We start from the raw sequence: 18,385 nt of genomic DNA on the forward strand, positions 1-18,385 counted from the left end.
GCATGACGCGTGAGATGCACCCTCTGCGCTGGGGAGACCCGGCCGCCGCCAGCCCGCTGCCCGAGGGAGCCCGTGCTCTCGTCGAAGCGGTCTTCGGGCCGGCCGAGCCCCACGCCGAGCGTCCCAGCGCGCTGGCGGCTCCGAGCGTCCCGGACGAGTTCGTGCAGGCGGCCCACGCAGCCGTCGGCCACGACCACGTGCTCCTCGACGACGACACCCGCCGCCTGCGCACCCGCGGCAAGTCGACGCCGGACCTGCTCCGCGCCCGGGCCGGCGACCTCGCCGACGCTCCCGACGCCGTCGTCCGGCCGGGCACCCACGACGAGGTCGTGGCCGTGCTGGAGGCAGCGGTCGAGCACCACGTGGCCGTGGTGCCGTTCGGCGGGGGCACCTGCGTCACCGGCGGGCTGGCCGCGCGCCGAGACGGCTACTCCGGGCTCGTCAGCCTCGACCTCGCGCGCCTGGACCGTCTCGTCGAGGTCGACCCGGTCTCGATGACCGCGACGCTCGAGCCCGGGCTGCGCGCGCCGGAGGCCGAGGAGTTGCTGGCCGGGCACGGCCTGACGATCGGCCACTTCCCGCAGTCCTTCGAGTACGCCTCGATCGGCGGGTTCGCCGCGACCCGTTCGAGCGGCCAGGCATCGGCAGGCTACGGCCGCTTCGACGCGATGGTGGTCGCCGTGACCGTGGCCACCCCCACCGGCACGCTCCAGCTCGGTACGTCGCCCGCCAACGCCGCAGGTCCCGACCTGCGCCAGCTGGTGCTCGGCTCCGAGGGCGCGTTCGGAGTGATCACGTCGGTGACCGTCCGCGTCCGCAAGGTGCCAGAGGTCAAGGTCTACGAGGGCTGGCGCTGGCCGTCCTTCGCCGAGGGCACAGCCGCCGTGCGCGCCGTCGCCCAGTCCGGGCTGCAGACCACGGTGCTGCGACTGTCCGACGAGACGGAGTCGGCGGTGAACCTCGCCGACCCTGATGCGATCAACGGGTCGGGCGGGAGCAGCACTGACGGCTGCCTGATGGTCGTGGGGTTCGAAGGTGACAGCGACCTCGTGGCCGAGCGTCGCGCAGCGGTCACCCGACTGCTCACCGACCTCGGTGGCGAGGCAGTCGGGGAGGACCCCGGCCGCGCGTGGGAGCACGGGCGGTTTCGCGCGCCGTACCTGCGCGACTCCCTGCTCGACCTCGGCGTGCTCGTCGAGACGCTCGAGACCGCGACGTTCTGGTCGGGGGTCGAGAACCTGTACGCCGCGGTGAAGGGCGCGCTCGAGACCCACCTGGATCAACCGGCCCTCGTCCTGTGCCACGTCTCGCACGTCTACGAGACGGGCTGCTCGCTGTACTTCACCGTCGCTGCCAAGCAGAGCGCCGACCCCGTCGAGCAGTGGTGGCGGGCCAAGCGTGCGGCGATGGACGCGATCGCGGCGCAAGGCGCCACGATCAGCCACCACCACGCCGTGGGCACCGACCACCGGCCCTGGCTCGAGGCCGAGATCGGAACGGTCGGCGTCCGCATCCTCCGCGCCGTCAAGGCCGAGCTCGACCCGGCAGGCGTGCTGAACCCCGGAGTACTGGTTCCCTGACCATTCACTGACGGGGGTCACGGGGCATCCGCAAGAATGACCCCACCATGAGCCCCACCACCCCGATCAGTTCTGGGTACCCCCAGCTGCCGCCTGGGTTCCGGTTCGGCACGAGCACGGCGGCCTACCAGATCGAGGGAGCCGCAGGCGAGGACGGGCGCGGCCCGAGCATCTGGGACACCTTCAGTCACGAGCCGGGCCGGATCAAGGACGGCTCAACCGGCGACGTGGCGTGCGACCACTACCACCGGTACGCCGAGGACGTCGGCTTGATGCGCGAGCTGGGCGTGGGCGACTACCGCTTCTCGATCTCGTGGTCGCGCGTGCTGCCCGACGGTCGCGGCAAGCCCAACGCCAAGGGCCTGCAGTTCTACGACCGGCTCATCGACGAGCTGCTCGAGCACGACGTCGCGCCGATGGTGACGCTCTACCACTGGGACCTGCCGCAGGCGCTCGAGGACGACGGCGGGTGGCTCAACCGCGACACCGTCGAGCGCTTCGCCGAGTACGCCGCCCTGGTCGGCGCGAGGTACGCCGACCGCGTCGAGCACTGGGTCCCCGTCAACGAGCCCAACGTGGTCACCTTCAACGGCTACGCCCTGGGGCAGCACGCGCCCGGTCGCACGATGATGTTCGACGCCTTCCCCGTGGCCCACCACCTGCTGCTCGGGCACGGCCGGGCGGCCATCGAGCTGCGTCGTGCGGGCGCCCAGAGCGTCGGCTGCGCCAACAACCACTCGCCCATGTGGCCGGCCTCCGACGACCCCGCCGACGTCGGCATCACCAAGCTGTTCGACGCGATCTGGAACGGCCTGTTCGCCGAGGCCATGCTGCTGGGGCGCTATCCCGTCGACATCTTCCCCCTGCTCGAGGACTCCATCCGCGACGGCGACATGGTGACGATCCGCCAGCCCGTCGACTTCTACGGGGTGAACTACTACAACCCGCTGCGAGTCGCCGCCAACACCGACCCCGACGACGACAACCCCTTCGAGTTCCTCGAGCTGGTCGGCTACGACCGCACCGACTTCGACTGGCCCGTGGTCCCCGACGCGCTGCGGGAGTGGCTGATCATCCTGCGCGCCCGCTACCGCGCGGCCCTGCCGCCGATCATGATCACCGAGTCGGGCTGCTCCTACGGCATGGGTCCGGACGCCTCTGGAGTGGTCGACGACCAACCCCGGATCGACTACCTCGACGCCCACCTGCGCGCCGTCGCGACCGCCATCGGCCAGGGCGTCGACGTACGCGGCTACTACACGTGGTCGCTGATGGACAACTTCGAGTGGGCCGAGGGCTTCACCCAGCGCTTCGGGCTCGTGTACGTCGACTACGACACCCTCGAGCGCACCCCCAAGAAGTCGTTCCAGTGGTTCGCCGAGATGATCCGCGCCCAGGGCCACGCCGCCACCGAGGCCACCGGCTGACGGTCGCTTCATCGCTGGTTGAGGAAGGCGCGCTGGTGACACGCTGCGCTGGTTGAGGAAGGCGCGCTGGTGACACGCTGCGCTGGTTGAGGAAGGCGCGCTGGCGCCTGTCTCGAAACCAGACCACGCCGATTTCACCCCCATGGTTTCGAGACGGTAGCGCAACCTCCTCAACCGGCGGTGTGGGGTGCGGTGTGGCCGGTGCTCACACAGAGTGCTTCTTCTCCATGGTGGCGCGCACGGCGGCCTCGTCGTACTCCTCGCCGAGCCAGGCGAACATGGGGGCGAGGACGGCGGGGTCGCGCACGTAGTCGTCGAAGTGGACGTGGTAGGCCGCCTCGCCCAGGCGGCCGGCGGTCTCGAGCATCCGTCGCTCGATGTCGGCCAGGTGCACGGCCGTGGTCTCGGGATCGCCCTTGGCCCACCACTTCGACCTCAGTACGTCGGCGTGCTCGCGGGTGTTGACCAGGAAGCGGGCGCCGGGGAAGACCTCGCGCAGCCACGCGACGTACGCGTCGAGGTCCTCGTGGCGCCACCAGCGGATCTCCTTGTAGCCGGTGACGCGGGTGTCGGGCTTGGGGCGCAGCAGGGTGTCGAGGGCGAGCCGTCGCGCCCCCGCGATCGAGGAGCCGGCCGGGAAGTCGCCCATCCCGAAGAACGGGTTGCTCTTGGTGCGCATCCGCTCGATCGGCCAGAAGGTGCTGCGCTCCACACACGTGCGGTGGAAGTCGTAGAGGAAGTGCATGGCGTCGTCGTTCTCGCCGCGCACCAGGTAGCCGGGGATGGTGTTGAGCAGCCCCATCAGCAAGGTGGAGCCGGAGCGGCCGTAGGTCATCACGAAGACGTAGGACAGGTCGTCCCGCCCGCCCCGCAAGGTCCGGACCTTGGCCCGCAGCCGCCGCACCTCGGCCCGGAGCTGCTCGGCGTCGGACATGGCTCGAAGTCTAGGCAGCAGGCGCACGAAATCGGCTCTCTCGCGCTGGTGCCGTAGCCTCGTCTGAGGCAAAGACGCTGCCCACAGGTGTGGCCACGAGGACGGTGGAGGAATGACGAGCTCGCAGCCGCGGGTACGCCGCAACGAGTGGGGCTCCCTGCTCGTGCCGCCACTGGGCTGCCAGGACGGGACCTGGAGCCCGCACCTCAACGTCAGCATCGTGATGCCGGCCTATGGTGCGCACCTCACGCTGCCCTACGTGCTGGCCGGCCTCGCCGCGCAGACCTACCCCAGCCACCTCGTCGAGCTGATCGTGGTCGACGACGGTGCCCACTCGGGGCAAGAGCCGCTGCAGCTTCCCGAGATCCGCCCCGACAACGCCCGCATCGTGCAGGTCGAGCAGGGCTGGGGCCGCGCCAACGCCTGCCACATCGGGGCCACCCTCGCCGAGGGCGAGGTGATCCACTGGCTCGATGCCGACATGGTGCCGGGACGCGAGCACGTCGAGGCGCAGCTGCGCTGGCACCACGAGATCGACTACGCCGTCGCGCTGGGCCACAAGTGGTTCGTCGACCCGGCGCCGCTCGAGGGCGTCGACCCTGCCGACGTACGCGACGCGGTGGCCGCCGACCGTCTCGACCGGTACTTCCCCGCCGAGGTCCTCGAGCCCCACGAGTGGGTCGAGCGCTACTACGCGCAGTACGACGACCTGCGCACCATCGGCCCTCGCGCGTGCCGTCTCAACATCGGCGCCACCGCCTCCCTGCGGCGCGACCTCTACTTCGACTCCGGCGGCATGGACACCTCGCTCAAGCTCGGCGAGGACATCGCCCTGGGCTACCGGCTCGGCGAGGCGGGCGCGGTCTTCATCGCCGACCGTGAGGCCCGGTCGTGGCACCTCGGCCGCAGTCACGTGCTCAGGCGCCGCGACGAGGTCAACGACTACAACGAGCCGTTCCTGGCCGACCGGCTGCCCGAGCTGCGCAACAAGCGACGGGCCGGCCGCCAGTACGCCGTCCCCTATCTCGAGGTGGTCCTCGACTCGACCGGCCAGCCGCACTCCTCGGTCGTGGCCACCGTCGACGCGCTGCTGGGCGGCTCGCTGCCCGACCTGGTCGTCACCTTGGTGGGACCGTGGAGCGAGCTCGACGACATCCGGATCCACCCGCTCGACGACCCCAGGATCGAGGCCCGTCTGGTGCGGGCCTCCTTTGCGGGCGACCCTCGCGTGCGGCTCGTCGAGAGCGCGCCCGAGGGGCGCTGCCCGGCGATGTTCAGGCTGACACTCGCGAACTCCGACTGGGCGCCCACGCACAAGACGGTGGCGCGCCTGCTCCACTACCTCGAGCGCACCCACCAGGGCCTCGTGGTCGTGCGGATGCCCGACGGCAGCGCGGCCCGCATCGAGCGCACGGCCGCGATCTCGCGCGCCGCTCACGTGATGAAGTCCGGGGAGTTCCTCGACGACGTGATCGACGAGCTGTTCGGCGCCCACACCTTCGAGGCGGCCGAGGTCGGCTTCTGGCCCAGCCTCGAGGTGCACCGCTCGCGCCTGCAGGGCACGGCCGGGAAGGCCGAGGACCCGGTCGCCGCCTGGGACCACGACGACGTGCCGATCGCGCCCAGCCAGCCGGCCGCTCCCACCGGCCCAGGCACGGGCCCCGCGCTGGCAGAGCACCCTGTCGCGCCTGGTCCCCCGTCGATCGTGAACGCGGCGAGGGTACGGGTGGCCTCCTTGCTGGGGCGCCGGTGAGCGAGGGCTCCGCGCAGCGCACACCGAGCACGAGCGCGGCCGGCAGGTCTACCGGACGTCGGGTGGTCTTCGTGGTCGGCTCGGGCCGAAGCGGCACCAGCACCATGTCCGGAGCCCTGCAGACCCTGGGCGTGCACGTGCCGCAACCCGAGGTGGTCGCCGACCAGACCAACCCCAAGGGGTTCGGGGAGCCGCAGTGGGTCGTCGACCTGCATGCCGAGCTGCTCCAGCGCAGCAACGTCGCGGTCTCCGACGCCCGGCCGTCGGCCTGGTTCGAGGCCGGCAAGCTGGCCAACAGCGAGCCGTTGCGCGTGCGCCTGCACCACTGGCTCGAGGAGCAGTTCGTCCAGGCCTCCGCCGGTGAGTTCCCCGAGCTCGTGGTCAAGGACCCGCGGCTGGCGTGGTTCCTCGGTCTGTGGCGCTCAGCAGCCCTGCGGTGCGAGGCCTCGCCGGCCTACATCACGATGCTGCGTCCGGTGACCGAGGTCGTGGGGAGCAAGCAGCGCTACTACTCCACGAGGTTCGGCGAGATCGACCGCACCGCCGCCTGGGTGAACATGATGCTGCACACCGAGCGGGCCACCCGCGGGTCGGCCCGCGCGTTCGTCCGCTACGAGGACCTTCTGCGCGACTGGACCATCCCGCTGTTCGACATCGGCCAGCGCTTCGACCTCCAGGCCATCAAGCACGCCTCGGCCAACCACATCCGCGCGGTGCACGACTTCATCGACCCCGGGCTGCGCCGGGTCCAGCTCACCTGGGCCGACGTCGACGTACCACCGCGCTTGCGCGACATCGCCGAGGAGAGCTGGCAGGCCCTCAACAAGCTCGCCGACGAGGGCGGGGACCGCGCCGACGTGCACGCGACCCTCGACGAGATGCGGGCGGCGTATGCCTCCTTCTACGAGGAGGCCGAGGCGATCGCCTCGTCGTCGGCCCTGGCTGCTCGTCGCGAGGGGTACGCCGACGGGGCCGCCGGCCGTCGCGCGGCCGTTGGCACCGAGCGGATCCCTCACGGGCTTCGTGCGCTGGTGCCGGCCCCGGCCCGCCGTGGCATCCGCAAGGCGCTGGGCCGGGAGCGCTGACGATGCCCGATCCGGACATCGCCTGCCTGGAGGGGTACGCCGACTACGACGTCCGCTGGCCCTGGACCGAGCGTCCTCTCGAACCAGGGCTGACCTGCGTCTTCCGGGTCAAGAACGAGGCGCGCAACCTGCCCTGGGTGCTGCCGCCGATGTTCGAGGCCGTCCAGCACGTCGTGCTCGTCGACAACCAGTCCGAGGACGGCACCGCCGAGGTGGCCCAGCAGGTCGCGGAGTCGGTGGGTGCCGCCGACCGTCTCACGCTCGCGTCCTACCCCTTCCGGGTCAGCCGCGCCGGCCCCGAGCACCTCACGACACCACCCGACTCGGTGCACTCGCTGACCCACTTCTACAACTGGTCCTTCAGCCACGTCCGCACGACCTACTCGATGAAGTGGGACGGCGACATGGTGCTGACCCCCGAGGGCGTGGTCTACCTCTCCGACCTGTCGTGGCAGCTCGAACGCACCGGCGCCGTGGTCCTCATCCCGCGCCATCCGCTGACGGTGGTCAACGACTCGGAGGGCTGGCTCGACCTCGGCTACCGCTTCCTGGAGCCGTGGATCTACCCGATGGGTCCGCAGTACACCTTCGTGAAGGCCTTCGAGTGGGAGGTCCGCGAGTTCCCCGAGGGGTCCGAGCGGGTCGTCGGCCCCGTCGGCTTGTGCATCGAGGTCAAGTGGCTCGACGCCGACGAGTTCGCCCACTGGAGCAACACCGGCGGATTCGACCGGGCCGAGCTGCGCATCCGCGCGCCCCGCAAGGTGCGCGAGTGGGACGTCTACACGGCCATCGTCGAAGGCCGCGCCCACGAGGTGCCCGCGCTCGAGCACGTGCAGGCTCCACCCGGCGTCCACGTCATCGACTACGTCGCCAACACCTATCTCCCGCAGGCCGAGCGCCCGCTCGTGCGCCGCTTCACCGAGGACCCGGTGGATGCGTGAGGTGACGGACCCGGGCCTGCCCAAGGCAGTGCGCGAGTTCCTCGACCAGGGCGGCAAGCACGTCGTGCTCGCCACGGCCCAGGCGCCCGTCGTCGACGGGGCGCTGCCGCTGCCCGACCCGGCGCGGGCCGGCAGGTACGCCCGGGTGCTCGTCGCCGTCGCCGACCGTGCCGATCTCCGCGCGGCGGTGGTGCCCTGGGCGGTGCGTGCGCCCGTCGTGGCGCTGTGGGTCGGCGCTCTCGCATCCTCGCCCGGACTCCTGCCACGCCCGGAGTGGCCGCCCCTGGTGGCGTTCCGCACCCAGCCGGTGGGCGAGGGCTACCTCGTGGTGGCCAGGTTCGCCCAGCCCGTACGCGCGGCCAACGTGGTCAGCGAGCTGGCCCGGGTCAGCGTGTGGCCCGCGCCCCAGGCCGCGGGCGGCCTGGTCGTCGACGACGGCTCGGGTCCCGGCGGTCCCGTGGAGGAGCGCGACGTTCCTCCCGACGTCGTGCTGGGCGATGCGGTCCACCTGGTCGACCCCGTCCACCCCGTCCACCCCGTCCACCCCGTCACGGGACGAGCGGCGTACTCCACCGGCGTCCCCGCGCTCACCGAGTCGCTCGACGAGCGCGTCTTCAACCCGACCGGCTTCGTGGCCGACGTCGACGGGCCGGTCCAGCCGCTGGAGTCGCTGGTGGGCTCGTGGCCCGGCGGTCGCCGCCCCGACGAGGCGGTCGTCCGCGGGCTGCGTGGCGCGCGCGGCGTGCGCGGATCCTGGCAGCGACCCGAGGACGCCGCGTTCGTGGTGTCCCTGGCGATGAGTGGTGTGCCGGTCTCGCTCGCCTCGGTGTCGCCCGCGGTGGCGGCCAGCATCGATGCCGACCTGCTCGCCGCCCTGGTCGCTCCCGTCGACCTCGATGACGTGGTCGCGCGCGAGGAGCACAGCATCGTGCTGCGCAGGGCTGCGATGCGGGCACACTCGTCGGCGGCGTGGCGGCGCAGGATGGCCGCGCTCGCCGGAGTGCGGGTGGCCGGCGAGCCGACGGTGAGCGTGGTGCTGGCCACCCGGCGTCCGGAGATGCTGGCGTTCGCGCTTCGGCAGGTACGCAAGCAGCGCGGCGTCGACCTCCAGCTGGTGCTGGCGCCGCACGGGTTCTCGGCCGACCCCGACGTCGTCCGCGCCTCGGGCCTGGACCGGGTCGTCGTCCGTCCCCACGAGGAGTCGGTGCCCTTCGGAGACGTGCTCGCCGATGCGACGTCCGCTGCCGACGGCGACCTGGTGCTCAAGATGGACGACGACGACTGGTACGGCCCCGACTTCGTCACCGACCTGCTGATGGCACGTGCCTACTCCGGCGCCCAGATGGTCGGCACATCTGCCGAGTTCCACTACCTGGTGCCCAAGGAGACCACCGTGCGGCGCGGGCACAAGGCCGAGCTCTACGCCCACTTCGTCGCGGGCGGCACGATCCTCGTCGAGCGCGGCCTGCTGCGCGAGGTGGGGTCGTTCCGGTCCGTGCGCAAGTACGTCGACGCGCAGCTGTTGCGGGCCGTCGTACGCACCGGCGCGGCCATCTACCGCACCCACGGCCTGGGCTACCTCCTGCGGCGCAATGCGGCCGGCCACACCTGGCAGGTCGACATGGACTACCTGCTGGACCCCGTCCGCACCGCCGACGTACGCCCCGGCTTCGCCCCCAGTCGCCTGCTCACCTACGACCCCTCCGAGCTACCGACGCACGCCGCCGGTTGAGGAAGGCGCGCAGCGCCTGTCTCGAAACCCGGAGAGATGTCTGCTGACGTGGGAGGTTTCGAGACGGTTGCTGCGCAACCTCCTCAACCTGCGAGTGGCGCTAGAGGCGACCGAGGCCGCGAGCCGTCCAGCCCGCGTTGCGCCAGGCCTGGAGGTCCAACACATTGCGACCGTCGAGCAGACGTCGGTGGGCGACGACCTCGGTGACCCGGTCGACGTCGACCTCGCGGAACTCCGGCCACTCCGTCATGTGCAGCACCAGGTCCGCATCGCGGCAGGCCTCGACGGCGCCCTCGGCGTAGCTCATCGTCGGGTACGCCGCGCGCGCGGTCCGACCGGCCTTCGGGTCGAACACCGTGACCTGGGCACCGCGCAGGTGCAGCTGGCCGGCGATCGCCAGCGCCGGTGAATCACGTACGTCGTCGGTGCCGGGCTTGAACGCCGCACCCCAGACCGCGATCCGTGCGCCCCGCAGGCTGCGCCCGAGCATTCCCTTGGCGATCTGCACAGTGCGCTCTCGCTGGTGGGCGTTGATGGCGTCGACCTCGCCGAGCAGGCTCATCACGTCCTCGACGCCGAGCTCGCCGGCGCGGTGCTGGAAGGCGCGTAGGTCCTTGGGCAGGCAGCCGCCACCGAACCCGACGCCTGCGCCGAGCATCTTCCGGCCGATCCGGTCGTCGTACCCGATCGCGTCGGCGAGCGCCACGACGTCGGCCCCGGCCACCTCGCAGACCTCGGCGACGGCATTGATGAAGGAGATCTTGGTGGCCAGGAAGGAGTTGGCCGTCACCTTGACCAGCTCGGCGGTCGCGTAGTCGGTCACCACCACCGGCGTTGCCCCGTTGACGCCGAGGTCGATGACCGGCGCGTAGAACTCGCGCAGCCGCTTCTCGGCCGCATCGCTGCGTACGCCGAACACCAGGCGGTCGGGTCGCAACGTGTCGTCGACCCCGTGGGCCTCCCGCAGGAACTCGGGGTTCCAGGCCAGCTCGGCCTCGACGCCGCTCGGTGTCAGCTCGGTGAGGAGCGCGGCCATCCGCGCAGCCGTGCCGACCGGCACGGTCGACTTGCCGACGACCAGCGGTGAGCCGGTGAGGTGCGGGGCGAGGGTGCGCACGGCGTACTCGACCTGGCTGGTGTCGGCCCCCAGGCCGTCGCTGCGCTGGGGGGTGCCCAGGCACAGGAAGTGGATCTCGCCGAAGGCGCCGGCCTCCTCGTAGGAGTCGGTGAACCGCAGCCTCCCGGAAGCGACGTGGCGCGCCAGCATCTCGTCGAGCCCGGCCTCATAGACCGGCGCCCTGCCCTCCCGCAGCATGGCCAGCTTGTCGGGGTCGACCTCGACGCCGAGCACGTCGTAGCCGAGCTCGGCCATGCAGGCCGCGTGGGTGGCGCCGAGGTAGCCACAGCCGATCGTCGTCGTCCTCACGGGAGCCAACCCTAGGAGGAGGAGGCCGCGACCGCTGCCGAAGGCGGTCGATCAGGCTGTGAGACACTGCCGCGCATGGGTGTCCTGCCACCGAATTCGTCGACGGACACTTCCGGGACCATCCCGATCTCCTTTGCTCTGGTAGGCGTCCAGAAGGCCGCCACCAGCACGATCGCCTTCTACCTCCTGCGTCACCGTCACGTCTCGCGCGGCCCGCGCAAGGAGCGGCACTTCTTCGACAAGGAGTTCCTGGACTGGGAGAACCCGGACTACTCGGCCTACGTCTCCCCGCGGCGTACTCCCCAGCAGCGGCTCGCCGGTGACTACACGCCGGCGTACCTGTTCTGGCCCCAGGCACTCGACCGGATGCACCGCTACAGCCCCGACATGCGGCTGATCGCGAGCTTTCGCGATCCGATCGAGCGGGCCTTCTCGCAGTGGCAGATGGACTACGCACGCCACGAGGGCTTCCCGCAGTTCGCCGAGGCGATCGCGCAAGACCCCTTCGAGACGCTGCCCGACCGCATCCCCGAGGGCTGGCAGCCCGGCGATCTCCGCAAACGCGCGCTGGTGACCCGCGGGCTGTACGGCGCCCAGCTCGAGCGCGCCTTCGAGGTCTACCCCGACCGGTCGCGCTGGCTGCTGCTCGACTTCATCGACGTCGTCACCGACCGCGACCGGCTGCTCGACACCCTGACCGACTTCCTCGGCATCAGCCGGTTCCTGGACCCGCCGGCATCGCAGGCCAAGAACGCGAGTCCGTCGGTCCAGGCGCGCCCCCCGACGGCCGACGACATGCAGCGCCTGGCCGACCGGTTCGCGCCCGACCTCCCGCTGTTCGAGAAGCTCTCCGGCATCGACACCGGCCGCTGGGCGACCTCCCGCATCCTCGCCGGCACCCTCGACCCCGCCGAGCTCGCCGAGAAGCTGGCCAAGAAGGCCGGTCTGCTCGCGTAGCCCCGCCCCGCCCCGCCCCGCCTCGCCAACCGCCCTTGTAACGCGGGGTTATCCCATCTGGCCAAGCGTCGCGACGCGTGGGAGGAAGCGATAACCCCGCGTTACATGTCCGGGGGGCCCGGGTCAGAGGCCGGCAGCCACGCGCGTACCTTGCTCGATCGCGCGTTTGGCGTCGAGCTCGGCAGCGACGTCGGCACCGCCGATGAGCCAGCGGGCGGCTGACTGACCCTGGATGCCGGTGCCGACCAGGCCGTCGTACAACCCGCGCACCGACTCCTGGCCGGCGCAGATGACGACGGTGTCGACGGCGTACGTCGTGGGCTCGCCGTCGACGCGCACGTGGAGGCCCTCGTCGTCGATGCGGTCGTAGGTCACGCCGGTCACCAGGCGCACCCCCGACTGCTTGAGCACGGCGCGGTGCGCCCAGCCGGAGGTCTTGCCGAGGCCGATGCCGATCGGGGTGCTCTTGCGCTGGAGCAGGGTGACCTCGCGCATCGGCGTACGTGGCTTGGGTTCGGTGAGGCCGCCGGGGTGGACCGCCGGGTCGCCCACGCCCCAGTGCGCCATCCAGTCGTCGAAGCCGTCGGCCGGGTCGTGCACCAAGAAGTGCGACACGTCGACGCCGATGCCGCCGGCGCCGACGACGGCCACCCGCCGACCCGGCACGACGCGGCCGCTGAGCACGTCGGCGTACGACGCGACGCAGGGGTGGTCGATCCCGTCGAGGTCGGGCATCCGGGGCTCGACCCCGGTCGCGACGATGACGTCGTCGTACAGGGCGAGATCGGCGAGCCCGGCCTCGAGGCCGAGGCGTACGTCGACGCCGAGCACCTCCAGGCGCCGCCCGTAGTAGCGCAGCGTCTCGGCGAAGTCCTCCTTGCCCGGCACGGCCATCGCCAACCGGAACTGCCCTCCGATGGCGTCGGCCTTCTCGAACAAGGTGACCGCGAAGCCGCGTTCGGCCGCGGAGACGGCGGCCGCGAGACCGGCAGGTCCGGCGCCGACCACGGCGACGCGCGGGGTCTCGACGCGCCGCACGTCCTTCGCGTCGGCTCGACCACGGATGGACGTCGGGAGCGGCAGCAACACCAGCGACGTCTCCCGGCAGGCCCGCGGGTTGACCAGGCAGGTGGCGTGCTGGTTGGCGAAGACCTGGTCGAGACAGGCCTGGTTGCAGGCGATGCAGGTGTTGATCTCGTCGGCGCGGTCGGCGGCGGCCTTGTTCACGAAGTCGGGATCGGCCAGCAGCGGCCGGGCCATCGAGACCAGGTCGGCGCCGCCCGTGGCCACGATGTCCTCGGCCATCTCGGGAGAGTTGATCCGGTTGGACGCGCAGACCGGCACCGAGACCTCGGCCTTGAGCCGGGCCGTCAGCGAGCGCCAGGCGCCGGGAGGTACCTGCGTGATGATCGTCGGCACCCTGGCCTCGTGCCAGCCGATGCCGGTGTTGAGCACCGTCACGCCGGCGTCCTCGAGGAGGTGGGCGAGCTCGACGACCTCGTCCCAGGTCTGGCCGTCCTCGACGAGGTCGAGCAGCGAGATCCGGTAGATGATCGGGAAGCCTTCAGGCACCAGCTCCCGGCTCCGCCTGACGATCTCGACGGCGAAGCGCATCCGCTTGCTCGCCGTACCGCCCCACTCGTCGGTCCGGTCGTTGGTGCGGGCGGCGAGGAACTGGTTGATCAGGTAGCCCTCCGACCCCATGATCTCGACGGCGTCGTAGCCGGCCTTCCGGGCCAGCGCGACCGACCGCGCGAACGCGGTCGCGGTGGCGTCCACGCCCTTGGTCGACAAGGCGCTGGGCCGAAACGGCGTGATCGGGGACTTCTTGCTCGACGCGCTGACGCTGAACGGGTGGTAGGCGTAACGGCCTGCGTGCAGCACCTGCAGGGCGATCGCGCCACCCTCGGCGTGCACCGTCTCGGTCAGGTCGCGGTGCCGCATCGCCTGCAGGCGGGTGGTCATCTCGGCGGCGAAGGGCTTGAGCCAGCCGCGCTTGGTGGGCGAGTAGCCGCCGGTGATCATCAGTCCGACGCCCCCGCGAGCGCGCTCGGCGAAGTACGCCGTGAGCTTGGGCAGGTCCCACGGCCGGTCCTCCAGACCGGTGTGCATCGACCCCATCACCACGCGGTTGCGCAGCGTCAGGTCGCCAAGGGTGACGGGCTCGAGCAGGTGAGGGTAGGGGCTCACGCGGGCCAGTGTGGCCGAAGTTACCGGCGAGTAGTAGGAGGTGCGTGGCGTGAGCCTCCTCACCCGTGCTGGCCTCTATACCCCCAGGGGGTATATGGTGGGGACATGGACAGCACGTGGCGTACGGCGATCAGCGCGACCCTGCACTGCCTGACCGGCTGTGCGATCGGCGAGGTACTGGGCATGGTGCTCGCGACCTGGTGGGGCTGGTCGACGTTGCCGAGCGTGGTGCTGGCGATCGCGCTGGCGTTCTTCTTCGGCTACCTGCTGACCTTCAGCTCCGTGCGGCGGGCCGGCCTCGGAGTGGGTGCCGCGGTAAGTGCCGCCCTGGCGGCCGACACCGTCTCGATCGCCGTGATGGAGGTCGTCGACAACGCCTTCTTGGTGCTCGTGCCCGGCGCCATGGAGGCGACCTTGAGCTCGGCCCTGTTCTGGTGGTCGCTGGCCGCGGCGCTCGCGATCGCGTTCGTCGTCACCGTCCCGGTCAACCGCTGGATGATCGGCCGCGGCAAGGGTCACGCCGTCGTCCACGAGATGCACGGCCACCACTGAGTGCGAGCTCTGTGACCCCAACGGCTGGCGCCGAGGGCGTCTCGACCGGCCTCTCGGGTCGCAAGTGCCAGATTCCCCGGATGTCCGGGGAATCCGTCGCCCCCCCGGTCCACTGACAGGTAAGTCAGCAGGAGACGTCTACTATCCGTCCATGCACATCCGGCGTCAGCTGCTGGCCCTCGGGATGGCCCCCGTCCTCTTCCTCGCCTTGGGCTGCGCGCCCGTCGACAGCAGCACCGCCGGGGGAGGTGACGAACCGACCCCGACGGAGTCGTCCTCGGAGAGCAGCGCTCCACCAGAGGTCGACCCGGCGGCCTGTGCCGCAGACAAGGTCAAGACGCCCGGCACGTTGACCATCGGCACCGACTCGCCGGCCTACGACCCGTGGTTCTCCGACAACGACCCGACCAACGGCAAGGGCTTCGAGTCCGCGGTCGCCTACGCCGTCGCCGAGAAGCTCGGCTTCGCCAGCGATGCGGTGACGTGGACCAAGGTGCCGTTCAACTCGTCGTACGCGCCGGGTCCGAAGAAGTTCGACTTCGACATCAACCAGATCTCGATCTCGGCAGCCCGGGCGAAGGTCGTCGACTTCTCCGACGGCTACTACGCCGCGTCGCAGGCCGTGATCATGCTCAAGGGCGACAACGCCGAGGGCGTCAGCAGCGTCGCCCAGCTCAAGGGCCTCAAGCTCGGCGCCCAGACCGGCACCACCTCGCTGACCGCGATCCGCGACGTGATCCAGCCCGACTCCGACCCGGTCGTCTTCAAGGACACCAGCGCGGCCAAGCAGGCGCTGCTCAACGGCCAGGTCGACGGGATCCTGGCCGACCTGCCGACGGCGTTCTACATCACCGCGGTGGAGATCCCGAAGGGCACCATCGTCGGGCAGTTCCAGCCCGAGACCGGTGAGCAGGAGGAGTTCGGGATGCTCTTCGAGAAGGGCTCCCCGCTCGTCGAGTGCGTCAACCAGGCCCTGGCCGCACTCACCGAGGACGGCACCCTCGACTCGATCGAGCAGCAGTGGCTCTCCGACGTGGTCGACGTCCCGGAGCTCACGCCCTGACCGCTTGGAGTCCCAGCCCTCGACAAGTCGAGCGCGACGCCGTACGCCGCCGGCTGAGGCGGCGTTCGGCCACAGTGGCCACCTTGGCGACGGTGGTCGTGCTCGGCGTGCTGGCCGTGGTGGTCGTCACCTCGCCGGGTTGGCCGCGGGTCAAGGCGACGTTCTTCGACTGGAGCCACGCCCGGGCCGCCTTCCCGGCGGTCTGGAAGGGGTTCGGCAAGAACGTCGCGAGCTTCCTGATCGCCGAGCCCCTGATCCTGCTGATCGGCGTACTCGTCGCGGTCGTGCGGTCCACGACGTCGGCAGCCCTGTTCCCGCTGCGGCTGATCGCGGTCGTCTACACCGACCTGTTCCGCGGCGTGCCGACCCTGCTGGTCGTCCTGCTGTGCGGGCTGGGGCTGCCGGCCCTGGAGCTGCAAGGCGTGCCCACCGACACCTTCTGGCTCGGCACCTTCGCACTCGTGCTGTCCTACGGCGCCTACGTCGCCGAGGTCTTCCGCGCGGGCATCGACTCCATCCATCCCTCGCAGGTCGCCAGCGCCACCGCCCTGGGGCTCTCCAACGGCCAGGCGATGCGGCACGTCGTGCTGCCGCAGGCGACGCGACGCGTCGTACCGCCGCTGCTCAACGACTTCATCTCCTTGCAGAAGGACACCGCGCTGCTGTCGTCGATCTTCGTCTTCGAGGCGGTCTTCACCGCGCAGGACTACGGCCTCTACAACTTCAACTACACGCCGTTCGTCGTGGTCGCGGTGCTGTTCGTCGCGCTGACCGTGCCGCTGGCCAGGTTCACCGACTGGCTGGGGCGTCGGATGATGCGTCGCGAGAGGGCGGGTGCGCGATGAGCGACACGGCGCTGCTGCGCACCGAGAACGTCCGCAAGACCTACGGCGACAAGGTCGTGCTGCGCGACATCGACCTGGTGGTCCAACCGCACGACGTCGTCTGCCTGATCGGCTCGTCCGGCTCCGGCAAGTCCACGTTGCTGCGCTGCCTGGACCTGCTCGAGGACATCGACGACGGCTCGATCTGGTTCGAGGGCCAGGAGATCTCCGACCCACGGGTCGACGCTCGCGCCGTACGCCGCCGGATGGGCGTGGTCTTCCAGGCCTACAACCTCTTCCCCCACCTGTCGGTGCTCGAGAACCTGACGCTGGCCCCGCGCAAGGTGCACGGCGTCGACAGCACCGCCGCGGAGGCGAGGGCGCGCGAGCTGCTGGAGTCCTTCGGCCTGGCCGACAAGGCCGACGAGCACCCCGACCGCCTCTCGGGGGGTCAGCAGCAGCGGGTCGCGATGGCGCGTGCCATTGCCACCGACCCCGCGCTGCTGCTGCTCGACGAGGTGACGGCCGCGCTCGACCCCGAGCTGACGGGCGAGGTGCTGGAGATCATGCGACACCTGGCCGGCGAGGGGACGACGATGGTGCTGGCCACCCACGAGATGAGCTTCGCCCGCGACGTGGCGACCAAGGTCTGCTTCCTCCACGACGGCGCGATCCTCGAGCAGGGCACGCCCGCCGAGATCTTCGAGTCGCCGCGCGAGGAACGGACGCGGCAGTTCCTCAGGCGAGTGCTGCCGACATGAGCCTGGGGCAGGGCACGGGGCCGTTGCGCGGCGTACGCGTCGTCGAGCTCGCCGGCCTGGGTCCCGGCCCCCACGCCTGCACGATCCTGGCCGACCTGGGCGCCGACGTGATCCGGATCGACCGGCCCGGAGGTCAGCCGCTCGTCGGGCCGCGTGACTTCCTGACCCGGGGCCGCCCGAGCGTGACGCTCGACCTCAAGCACCCCGGCGCCGTCGCGACCGTGCTGCGGCTCGTGGAGTCGGCCGACCTCCTGGTCGAAGGGCTGCGCCCGGGCGTCACCGAGCGTCTCGGACTCGGGCCGGACGACTGCCTGATTCGCAACCCGCGCCTGGTCTACGGCCGGATGACGGGCTGGGGCCAGACCGGTCCGCTGGCGTCCTCGGCGGGCCATGACATCTCCTACCTCGCGGTCAGCGGCGTCCTGCACGGACTCGGCCAGGACCCGTCGCGACCGCACTTCCCCACCAACCTGCTGGGCGACTTCGGAGGCGGATCGACCTACCTGGTGATCGGCTTGCTCGCGGCCCTGCACGGGGCGCGTGCGTCGGGTCAGGGCCAGGTCGTCGACGCGGCGATCGTGGACGGAGCCGCCCACCTCGACCTGATGGGGGCCAGCCACCGGGCGATGGGCCTGGCCACGGAGCGGCGTACCTCGAACCTGCTCGACGGGGGCGCGCCGTACTACGACATCTACGAGACCGCCGACGGACGACACCTGGCCGTGGGCGCGCTCGAGCCGCAGTTCTACGCCGCCCTGCTCGACGGGCTCGGGCTGCGCGAGTCGGCTCCGGACCGCGACGACCCCGCCAACTACCCGGCGCTGCGGGAGCTGTTCGCCGCCACCATCGCGACCCGCTCGCTGGCGGACTGGACGGCGGTGTTCGAGGGCACCGATGCCTGCGTCGCCCCCGTGCTGACGCCGACCGAGGCGGCCGCACATCCCCACCTCGCCGAGCGGGCGACGTACGTCGACCGGGGCCGCGGTCTGGAGCCCGCCCCCGCGCCGCGGTTCTCGCGCACACCGGCCGGTCTGGGGAGTCCGCCGCCCGAGCGCGCCGGCGCCGACACCGTCGAGGCGCTGACCGCCTGGGGGATCGAGGACGTCGAGGCGCTGCTGGCGTCGGGGGCCGCGGTCCAGATCTAGCCCAACGGGGTGGGG

At 71.2% G+C, this 18,385-nt stretch carries 15 protein-coding genes; 12 read left to right on the forward strand and 3 right to left on the reverse strand.

Going from position 1 to position 18,385, the window contains the following annotated elements:
• The first annotated feature begins 2 nt into the window (after positions 1-2).
• Together ISU10_RS07940 and ISU10_RS07945 are read left to right on the forward strand one after the other, a co-directional pair.
• Positions 3-1,580 carry an FAD-binding oxidoreductase gene (locus ISU10_RS07940; protein ID WP_228500083.1) on the forward strand — a complete coding sequence of 526 codons (1,578 nt, stop codon included), beginning with the start codon at positions 3-5 and terminating at the stop codon, positions 1,578-1,580.
• A gap of 47 nt (positions 1,581-1,627) precedes the next feature.
• Positions 1,628-3,007: a GH1 family beta-glucosidase gene (locus ISU10_RS07945; RefSeq protein WP_194695835.1), complete on the forward strand. Its 1,380-nt coding sequence runs from the start codon at positions 1,628-1,630 to the stop codon at positions 3,005-3,007.
• Between the two features lie 205 nt (positions 3,008-3,212).
• Here ISU10_RS07945 and ISU10_RS07950 read toward each other — a convergent pair whose 3' ends face one another.
• Positions 3,213-3,941: a sulfotransferase gene (locus ISU10_RS07950; protein ID WP_194695836.1), complete on the reverse strand. Its 729-nt coding sequence runs from the start codon at positions 3,939-3,941 to the stop codon at positions 3,213-3,215.
• 112 nt (positions 3,942-4,053) lie between these two features.
• Between ISU10_RS07950 and ISU10_RS07955 the strand changes: the two genes are divergently transcribed.
• From ISU10_RS07955 to ISU10_RS07970, 4 genes are read left to right on the forward strand one after another with little or no spacing between them, the layout of a single operon-like run.
• On the forward strand, positions 4,054-5,694 hold the full coding sequence (locus ISU10_RS07955; protein WP_194695837.1) for a glycosyltransferase family 2 protein: 1,641 nt from the start codon (positions 4,054-4,056) through the stop codon (positions 5,692-5,694).
• Positions 5,691-6,779 carry a sulfotransferase family protein gene (locus ISU10_RS07960; RefSeq protein ID WP_194695838.1) on the forward strand — a complete coding sequence of 363 codons (1,089 nt, stop codon included), beginning with the start codon at positions 5,691-5,693 and terminating at the stop codon, positions 6,777-6,779. The genes ISU10_RS07955 and ISU10_RS07960 overlap by 4 nt, the downstream gene beginning before the upstream one ends.
• A 2-nt stretch (positions 6,780-6,781) precedes the next feature.
• On the forward strand, positions 6,782-7,720 hold the full coding sequence (locus ISU10_RS07965; RefSeq protein WP_194695839.1) for a dolichol-phosphate mannosyltransferase subunit 1: 939 nt from the start codon (positions 6,782-6,784) through the stop codon (positions 7,718-7,720).
• Positions 7,713-9,452, forward strand: coding sequence for a glycosyltransferase family 2 protein (locus ISU10_RS07970; protein WP_194695840.1), 1,740 nt, complete (start codon positions 7,713-7,715; stop codon positions 9,450-9,452). The genes ISU10_RS07965 and ISU10_RS07970 overlap by 8 nt, the downstream gene beginning before the upstream one ends.
• A 100-nt stretch (positions 9,453-9,552) precedes the next feature.
• Here the strand turns inward: ISU10_RS07970 and ISU10_RS07975 are convergent, their stop codons facing one another.
• On the reverse strand, positions 9,553-10,878 hold the full coding sequence (locus ISU10_RS07975) for a UDP-glucose dehydrogenase family protein (protein ID WP_370864963.1): 1,326 nt from the start codon (positions 10,876-10,878) through the stop codon (positions 9,553-9,555).
• A 75-nt stretch (positions 10,879-10,953) separates the two neighbouring features.
• On the opposite strand from ISU10_RS07975, the gene ISU10_RS07980 reads away from it, so the two are divergent.
• Positions 10,954-11,835, forward strand: coding sequence for a sulfotransferase family protein (locus tag ISU10_RS07980; RefSeq protein ID WP_194695842.1), 882 nt, complete (start codon positions 10,954-10,956; stop codon positions 11,833-11,835).
• 123 nt (positions 11,836-11,958) lie between these two features.
• Here ISU10_RS07980 and ISU10_RS07985 read toward each other — a convergent pair whose 3' ends face one another.
• Entirely contained in the window at positions 11,959-14,025 is a 2,067-nt protein-coding gene (locus tag ISU10_RS07985) for an oxidoreductase (RefSeq protein WP_194695843.1), read from the reverse strand.
• 105 nt (positions 14,026-14,130) lie between these two features.
• Between ISU10_RS07985 and ISU10_RS07990 the strand changes: the two genes are divergently transcribed.
• The 5 genes from ISU10_RS07990 (at position 14,131) to ISU10_RS08010 (ending at position 18,370) form a co-directional block, all read left to right on the forward strand.
• A complete protein-coding gene (locus ISU10_RS07990) occupies positions 14,131-14,577 on the forward strand; it encodes a DUF4396 domain-containing protein (RefSeq protein ID WP_194695844.1) in 447 nt (148 codons plus the stop codon).
• A 151-nt stretch (positions 14,578-14,728) separates the two neighbouring features.
• Complete coding sequence (locus ISU10_RS07995; RefSeq protein ID WP_228500085.1) at positions 14,729-15,640, forward strand: ABC transporter substrate-binding protein; 912 nt, start codon at positions 14,729-14,731, stop codon at positions 15,638-15,640.
• Positions 15,641-15,732: 92 nt separating this feature from the next.
• Positions 15,733-16,485, forward strand: coding sequence for an amino acid ABC transporter permease (locus tag ISU10_RS08000; RefSeq protein WP_370864978.1), 753 nt, complete (start codon positions 15,733-15,735; stop codon positions 16,483-16,485).
• Positions 16,482-17,225, forward strand: coding sequence for an amino acid ABC transporter ATP-binding protein (locus ISU10_RS08005; RefSeq protein ID WP_194695846.1), 744 nt, complete (start codon positions 16,482-16,484; stop codon positions 17,223-17,225). Before ISU10_RS08000 ends, ISU10_RS08005 begins: the two co-directional genes overlap by 4 nt.
• Positions 17,222-18,370, forward strand: a complete 1,149-nt coding sequence (locus ISU10_RS08010; RefSeq protein WP_194695847.1) for a CaiB/BaiF CoA transferase family protein — start codon at positions 17,222-17,224, stop codon at positions 18,368-18,370. The genes ISU10_RS08005 and ISU10_RS08010 overlap by 4 nt, the downstream gene beginning before the upstream one ends.
• The last annotated feature ends 15 nt before the right edge of the window (positions 18,371-18,385 follow it).

Origin of the sequence: Nocardioides agariphilus (assembly GCF_015352445.1) — a bacterium.
Lineage (GTDB): Bacteria > Actinomycetota > Actinomycetes > Propionibacteriales > Nocardioidaceae > Nocardioides > Nocardioides agariphilus.